The sequence below is a fragment of the Leptolyngbya sp. FACHB-711 genome, assembly GCF_014695615.1.
Taxonomy (GTDB): Bacteria; Cyanobacteriota; Cyanobacteriia; order Elainellales; family Elainellaceae; genus Leptolyngbya_A.
Genome location: NZ_JACJOR010000584.1, coordinates 1 through 7741, shown reverse-complemented (window position 1 = coordinate 7741; position 7741 = coordinate 1). Strand labels below are relative to the sequence as shown.

Annotated in this window: 7 protein-coding genes and 1 pseudogene; all 8 read right to left on the bottom strand. The window is 46.1% G+C overall.

Annotated elements, in window-relative coordinates; genetic code table 11:
• A pseudogene (locus tag H6F80_RS28570) lies at positions 1 to 87 on the bottom strand (IS6 family transposase); the annotation flags it as partial.
• A 392-nt stretch (positions 88 to 479) separates the two neighbouring features.
• Positions 480 to 1610: an ABC transporter permease gene (locus H6F80_RS28565; protein ID WP_242067624.1), complete on the bottom strand. Its 1131-nt coding sequence runs from the start codon at positions 1608 to 1610 to the stop codon at positions 480 to 482.
• Positions 1611 to 1692: 82 nt separating this feature from the next.
• The gene (locus tag H6F80_RS28560) at positions 1693 to 3180 is read right to left on the bottom strand and encodes an ABC transporter ATP-binding protein (protein WP_190794903.1); all 1488 of its coding nucleotides are present in this window, start codon (positions 3178 to 3180) and stop codon (positions 1693 to 1695) included.
• Positions 3181 to 3183: 3 nt separating this feature from the next.
• Complete coding sequence (locus H6F80_RS28555) at positions 3184 to 3576, bottom strand: RidA family protein (RefSeq protein WP_199296880.1); 393 nt, start codon at positions 3574 to 3576, stop codon at positions 3184 to 3186.
• A gap of 121 nt (positions 3577 to 3697) precedes the next feature.
• Positions 3698 to 4483, bottom strand: a complete 786-nt coding sequence (locus tag H6F80_RS28550) for a cysteine hydrolase family protein (protein ID WP_190794901.1) — start codon at positions 4481 to 4483, stop codon at positions 3698 to 3700.
• A gap of 81 nt (positions 4484 to 4564) precedes the next feature.
• Positions 4565 to 5752, bottom strand: a complete 1188-nt coding sequence (locus H6F80_RS28545) for a BMP family ABC transporter substrate-binding protein (RefSeq protein ID WP_190794900.1) — start codon at positions 5750 to 5752, stop codon at positions 4565 to 4567.
• Positions 5718 to 6419 carry an ABC transporter permease gene (locus H6F80_RS28540; RefSeq protein WP_347277941.1) on the bottom strand — a complete coding sequence of 234 codons (702 nt, stop codon included), beginning with the start codon at positions 6417 to 6419 and terminating at the stop codon, positions 5718 to 5720. Before H6F80_RS28540 ends, H6F80_RS28545 begins: the two co-directional genes overlap by 35 nt.
• 106 nt (positions 6420 to 6525) lie before the next feature.
• Positions 6526 to 7741, bottom strand: a 1216-nt coding sequence (locus tag H6F80_RS28535; protein ID WP_190794898.1) for an ISL3 family transposase, incomplete at its 5' end; no start/stop codon positions are given.

Genomic DNA, 7741 nt, shown 5'->3' with positions numbered 1-7741 from the left:
TTTGAGATAAGTTTCGTCCACCCTCCACGAGTCGTTAGTCAGCTTCAGCTGAGGTCGAATTCGTTTGTCCAGTTCCGGGGCGTACTTCACTATTGCTTCAGGGCATTTCGAGCTAATTTCATCCCTGGGCAATCGCCCAATCTGGCCCTCCAAAGATTGCTTCAATAAACTTGGCTTGAGAGACACTATCTGATAAACGTTCATCTGCCGCATGAGAAGCCGAAGGGAAAAGAGTTGAGTGAACAACAAAAGCAGGAAAACCGAGAATTTAGTTGCCAATGGGTCAAATGTGAGACCCATACAGGCATGGAACGATGTTGAGCAGGAACGGGTGTCTATCGCAATCGTCTGCCTAATTTTCGATGACCCCTTAATGGTAAATGCAGCAGGGTTGTGGAACTTCTACCTCGATGCAGTGTAAATGAAGGAAGAATTTGAAAACCCTTGCCTCAAGTCAATTTTATTTCTCAACAAGTCTATTACTCCAAAGAACTATAATCAGCCTTTCCAGATGCTTGTTTATTAATTAAACCGTTTACTGTTAATGCACTTGTAAACAGTAAACCTTGCATAATAAGCGCACTAGAAGATGGAAACTGTGCAAATAATTGAAGTGCGTCGGCAGAGGCAGATAAGCCTCCTACTAACAAAGAAATTAGAAGAATTGAGACAAAGTTTTGACCTGCTAACCATGCGACTAGAAATCCACTTAATCCGTAGCTTACTGATAGGTCGGATTGCAACCGTCCCTGAATCATGCTTGCTTCAAGAATCCCAGCCAGTCCAGCAACACCGCCTGCGATCGCCATCACCCAAATTACTGTACGCCCATACTTCAAACCAGCAACCGTTGAAACTTTTTGGTTGCTACGCATCACGCGCAGTTCAAGACCCCAGCGACTATAGGTTAGCAAAACGTGTAATAGTAATGCAATGCCAATGCCAATGACTAAACCCAAATGAATCCGAGTATTAAAAAAAGTAGGCAGTTTAGCCGCATCTGGAAATGAAACAGTGGCAGGCCATCCCAAGCTTGCAGGATCTTTCCAGGGACCATAGACTGCAAAATTCACAAGCAAAATCGCAACATAATTGAGCAGTAACGTGCTAATTGTCTCGTTGATGCCCATTCGGGCTTTTAACCAACCGGGAAAACCTGACCATAATGCGCCTCCCAACCCAGACGCCAAAAGCATCAGTGGTAAAACGACCCACATAGGCTGTTGTAGGAATGCAATCACAGGAGCAGTGCCCACTAGTGCTCCAATGTACATTTGCCCTTCAGCACCGACTGAAATTAACCCAAGCCTTGCCGGGAGTGCAGTAGCGATCGCACATAACAAAACTGGTGTTGTTTTAACCAACGTTTCCGACCAAGAATAGGGGCTACCAAATGCTGCATTAACCACTTCTTTAAGAAGTGGAAGAGGTGATTGTCCAGAGATTTTGAAAAAGAGACTAATGAGGATGAAAAATAGAATTCCAGAAAATATAAACTTTTTAAGTAGGAGAAACTGCGGAAGTTGAAGCCACGATCGCACTAAGCTGAATCTGGAGTGTTTTATCACTGTTCTTTGCAGTTCAACTAGAACAACAGTATGTTTGCGCATGATTTTCACACTGGATATCTTCTCATTTGTTATGTCAACTTACGGCACATAGAATATAGAACTACTAAACACTCCATAAAATTCAAGCTGCCTGAGAACCCGTCATCCAAAAGCCCAACTGTTGACGATTGGTAGTGCGTGTCGTACTGATACCAGCGATTTGACCATGAAACAAAACTGCAATGCGATGGGAGTATTGCAACAACGCATCCAAATCTTCAGAAATCCAAATGACACAAGCGCCTCGTTCCGCATGACGGAAAAGATGTTCATATACTGCTTGTGTCGCTACAATGTCTAATCCCATTGCTGGGTAACAGGCAATGATTAAATCGGGCTTCCCAGATAGCTCCCTAGCGATTACTAATTTCTGTAAGTTTCCTCCAGATAATTGATCCGCTTGCTTAAAGGGATTTGGAGGTTGTACATCAAAGGCGGCAATTAATTCACTGGCATGTGATCGCTGCTTACCCCAACGCGGAAATAGAGGCATGCGGTGAATCTGGTTGATAAATAAATTAGTAACGAGATCCAAGTCAGGAGCAACACCATTTTGTAGTGGTTGTTCTGGGATGTAGGCAACATTGAAAGGGCAATCAGGCAACTGTCCTGCTTTATTAATGATGCGATCGTTCAAAACAACTTCACCAGAGGTTAGAGGAATGAGACCAGCGATCGCTTCTGCTAGAGCCTGCTGACCATTTCCCGACACACCAGCGATGCCTAAAATCTCGCCTGCAACAATCTGTAAATCGATCGATTCAACAAACTCAGTTGCATGCGCTGATACATCTTTGATCCAAAGTTTAGGAGTGTTTTGAACGGGATAATTAACAATGTGAGCAGGCGTTAGATGTTCGTCTCCCATCACTAATTGAACGATTTCGTGGGTTGTTATTTCACTCATTGGGCGAACATCAACAACGGTACCGTGACGCATTACGGCAACGCGATCGGCGCAGGCAGTAACATCTTCTAACTTATGTGTAATCAACACAACTGAGTGTCCCTTCTCTGCAAGTTGCCGCACTAATGACCACAATCGTTGCTGCTCTTGGGGACTTAGGACTGACGTAGGTTCATCTAAAATAATGATATTTGCATTGAGATTTAGAACTTTTGCCAACTCAACCAACTGCTTCTCACCCGCTGATAAGTCGCGCACATAAGTATTGGGTTTTATATTATGTGATAATTCTCGCAATTTTGCTTGCACAGATTTCCAGGCTGTAGGTTGACGTAACAACCACCAGGGAGCAGCAGGATAAGTCAGCATCAAGTTCTCAGCAACTGTTAAGGCTGAGATCAGGCTAAACTGCTGAAATACCATGCCTATTCCCAACTGCGTTGCAACCGTTGGAGAGGAAATGGAGACAGGTTTACCTTGAATAAAAATTTCGCCTTCATCCGCCTGATAAAAGCCATAGAGGATTTTCATCAGTGTGCTTTTACCCGCACCGTTCTCACCCAGTAAAGCAAGCACTTCCCCTGGCAAAATGTCTAGATCAACTTGATGATTTGCCAAAAACTGACCAAAGCGCTTTGTAATTCCTCGTAAACTGATGTGCATGGTTTAATTCGGTCTACGAGCAACAAAATCAACTTCGACTCTGGGGCCTCGCACTAGGCTAGAAACTCCAACGCAGGTGCGAGCAGGTAATTTCCCTTCTATGAAATAGGTTTTGTAGACTTGGTTGAATAGCTCAAAATCTTCCTCTAAATGCGTTAAATACACACCAACTCGAACGACATGCTCAAACCCCATTCCCAATCCGGCTAATACCGTTTTGAGATTTGAGAAAACCAAATGTGTTTGTGCTTCAATGCCATCAGGAATGGGCGCAGTTGAATTATATGGATCAAGGGGCGTTTGACCAGTTAGGTAAACCCATCCATCAATTTCGGCAGCATGACAGAAGGGACCAGTTGGTGCAGGCGCACCCTCAACCATATGAAATGTGGTCATACTCATCGTGTTGTAAATCTTGATTCGGTTATCAATAGCCTGGAGGTTGCTAGATGATGCGTAACGCTATTGCTAACGCATCCTAAGAAGAATATTCTTTCTTCATGGAAATATATTGAATTTATAGCTGAGCAAGTCCTGCTAAAAGATGTTTGGATTGAGTGATGAATCCGTAGAGGAGTTTAACGTTGTATAAGGTTGATTCAATACAACACTGTGGTGAGGTTGTTGCAGTGCAGTCTTCAATCAAAATGCAATCGTATCCTAAAAATGTTGCATCTTGCAGAGTAGACAGAACACACTGATCCATATTCACGCCACCAACAAACAGGGTGGCAATGCCCATGTTTCGCAAAATGCTGTCAAGTTCTGTGTCCCAAAATCCACTAAATCGATGTTTGGTGACATGGATATCTTGATCACCTGGATTAAGTTCATCTACGATCGCAGCTCCCCAATCGCCCTTTCGTAACACATGCGATCGCTTTTCAGGCGTGAACTGGTTAAGCCCTACCCGTTCCCCAGTTGGGCTATGGGCATGAAGCACTGACGGAGCAATGTTGAGCAAATCCGGACGAACACCCCAACTCAGCCAAATAATTGGAATTTGTTTTGCCCGAAATTCAGGGACTAGAGATTGTAAAGGAGCAATAGGAGCGCGATCGCGAGTATAGTCCACCCCAATCACATCCAACCAGCCACCTTTGGTGCAGAAATCGTTCTGCATATCAACAATCAATAAAGCCGATTTCGATGCATCCACCACGACCCGTTGTGGGTCGGCATCAACTCGCATGGATCTTATGGGACGGGGTACCCGTGACATATCCACTTCATCACGAGAGACTAGCCACTCCTGACCTTTTGCAGCCCCCATTGGGTAAATTTGATTTACTTCAGCAACCATGTTGCACCTCATTAAGGTGAAAAGTTTTTGGAAAACCAAGCACCTGTAAGGGGTTTATAATGCAAACCCCCTATAGGAAATTTATTTTGCAGAACCAATAACACCTTTAATCAGGTAATCTATTGTTTCAATTTGATCGAGCGCCATCTTGGTTCCATCGGATACTGCTTCTGTGCCGTCCTGTTTCACTAAAGGTCCTTCCCAAACCACCTTTTGACCTGCGAGTATCGCCTCTTTCTCTTGCGTTACTTTTTGGCGCACCGCTTCACTCACTGCATCTCCAAATGGATCAAGTACAACATCACCACCTTTCAGGGTGCCGCGAATATGCTCTGGCTTCCAGGTTCCAGCATTTATGCTTTCAACAATTTTAGTCATCATGGGTCCCCAGTTCCAAGAAGCACCCGTAATCCAGGCTTTAGGAGCGCGATCGCTGATATTCACATCCTTACCGATCACATAAACGCCACGTTTCTCAGCCGTTTGAGAATAGGTCAACGGAGAATCAACTTGACCGGCAATAACATCAACCCCACTATCAATTAAAGAGTTTGCCGCTTCTGCCTCCTTCGCTGGATCAAGCCATGCACCTGTCCATACAACTGTTGTTGTAATGTTGGGGTTTACACTTTGTGCCCCTCTCGTAAACGCATTGATCGTACGAAGCAATTGCGGAATTTGAAATGCACCAATGAATCCCAGCTTATTAGATTTAGTTACGGAACCTGCTGCAATTCCAGCGAGGTACATTGCATCATCGCTATCTGCCCAATAAGTGCCAACATTATCACTTGTTTTAAGCCCTCCAGCATGAAGAATGGTGACATCGGGGTGCTTTTTGCCAACTTCAATCGCGTAATCTAGATAGCCATAACTGGTTGCAAAAATAATTCTGTGGCCATCTTGGATAAGCCGCTCCATAACTCTCGAGACTTCTGCTGTTTCAGGAACGTTGTCAAAGTAGGTTGTTTTGACATTTGGCATATTGGCTTCAACATACTGCCGCCCCAAATCCATTGAGTAGTTGTACCCCATATCAGTTTGAGGGCCGACATAGATGTATCCAATCTTTTGTGGCTCTATTGCGGCAGGTGATGATTCTGGCGTTTGCGACGTTTGGGGTGCTGGAGAACAGGCAATGATAATGAATGCCACAAACAGCGCTAATAATGCAGGAATTCTGAATCTCCTGATTCTCATTTTCTTCTCCTTGATTGTCCATCTAAAATCTCGATTAATAAGTGCTGCTAAAAATTGATCGCAGTCCATCTGGCATTCCGCCGCTTTGATTGGTTTTGCGATAGTGAATCATCAAGACACCCAGCGAAACGATATACGGAAGAGTTGCTAACAGATAGGACGACACTGGAACACCCACCGCTTGCAGTCGCAAATACAATGCCTCTGATCCACCAAATAAAAGCGCGACAGGCATTGCCCAGTAAGGATTCCACCGCGCTACAATCACTAAACCAACTGCAACTAAGCCTCTGCCAACTGTCATTCCTTCTGCCCAAGTAAAGGTGTAATCTACGGATAGGACAGCTCCCCCCAACCCTGACAAAAAGCCACCCACTAAAATTCCTTGCAATTGCACTAACTCGGGGCAAATACCCATTGCTCTAGCAATCGCAGTAGACTCGCCAACGGCTCGCCAGGTCAAGCCTGTACGGGTTCCATACAGCCAGACGCCAACCACAAAGGGAAGAACGATCGCCAGCGAAATCATTGGTGTGATTTCTGCGATCGCTGCCCCTAATATCGGAATCTCTGTTAACCACAGCAGGTTGATGCTGGAAAAACCTTGAGCAATCGTTTGTCCAACAAAGTTGGCTCTTCCCATCTTTTGGTGATTTAGCAGTAGGGAGTGTAAGTAAAAGCCCCTCAAGCTAAGGGTTAGGGGCAATATTTTTGATTTAGAGCATCTGAGAGCCATAAGATGAAATTGAGAATCAATTAGAACATTAAATTTAACCGAGCTTGAACATGACAAAGTAGGTGCGTTCTTGAATAACGCACCAATGACTGATCCATGAATTGGGTTAACTGGCAAGCAGGAATCGTCGTTCTAGCAGGTCAATGCCTGCGCGACCGTACATTTGACGCTTTAGCATCTTCAGCCGATTGATCTGCCCTTCGACCTGCCCATTGCTGGCAGTAAAGGTCACGCCTGCTTTGACCGCATCGTAATCATCCCGTAAACTCCGGGCAAAGCGGACAAAGGGCGCAAGAGCGCTTGATTCAGCCCGTTCTAGCCACCCGTCGAATTGTTCAAATTGCCGGTGCCGGACGATCTGAGCAAACGCTTGTGCGAGTGTGATGGCAGGAGCGAGTTCAGTTTGTTCAACCAGACGTTGCAGCACCTGTTTCTCATCTGCTTGCAGCGTTTCAGCTCGCCGGATTACTAAAAAGGCGGCTCGCTTTGGGGTCAGCGGCGGGCGAGGCGAATCAACTACAGCAGGCAATCGACGAGACGGAGAGTGCCTTAACGTCACTCCTTGCGCCTGTGCTATTTGTCGAACATAGCGGCTGACGGTCATGTAGCTTCCCCCATATCCCTGCTTCTGGATCTCTCGAAACAGGACTTTAACCTGCCTGTGTCCCTGATTGTACTGCTCTAGTAGATAGGGTTTGTACGGGTTTAACAAACTCCTGCCCCGGTCACTGCGTCCTTGCCGTTCCGGAAAGCTTGGCGTTTTGAGATAGTGTTGCACCGTCCGACTGCTCAGCTTCACTTTTTTGGCAATGGCTCCAGTAGACCAACCTTGCTGATGCAGTCGCCAAACCTTTTGATAGGTTTTGAGGCGTTGTGCCCGCTTTTGGGCAGCTCGCTGTTGCGCATCGGGTCGTGGAGGCGTAGCTGGGGCAATCATCACGGTTGCACCATCCGTTGCATCTGCTAAGCGTTGAGCCGTATCAACGGCATCAAGAACCGCACTATGCCCGCTCATAGCTTGTTCCAGCACTTGGACAAAATTCTGCAATAAATGAAAGCGATCTGCGATCTGCATTGCCTGGGGAGCGCCTTGATTCATGCCGCTGCGATACGTGGCAGAACGGTCACGCGACAGAGCTTCGATTCCCGGATATTGCTCCAGCCATTGTGCCAGCGTGTTGGCTTCTCGGTCTTTGAGCAGGGCAATGGGACGCTGCCGTTCCAGATCCACCAGAATCGTGCCGTAGGATTGCCGTTTGGCGAAGGCAAAGTCGTCTACCCCCAGTACCGTTGGCGGTCTGATTGCAGGCAGGGGCACTCTT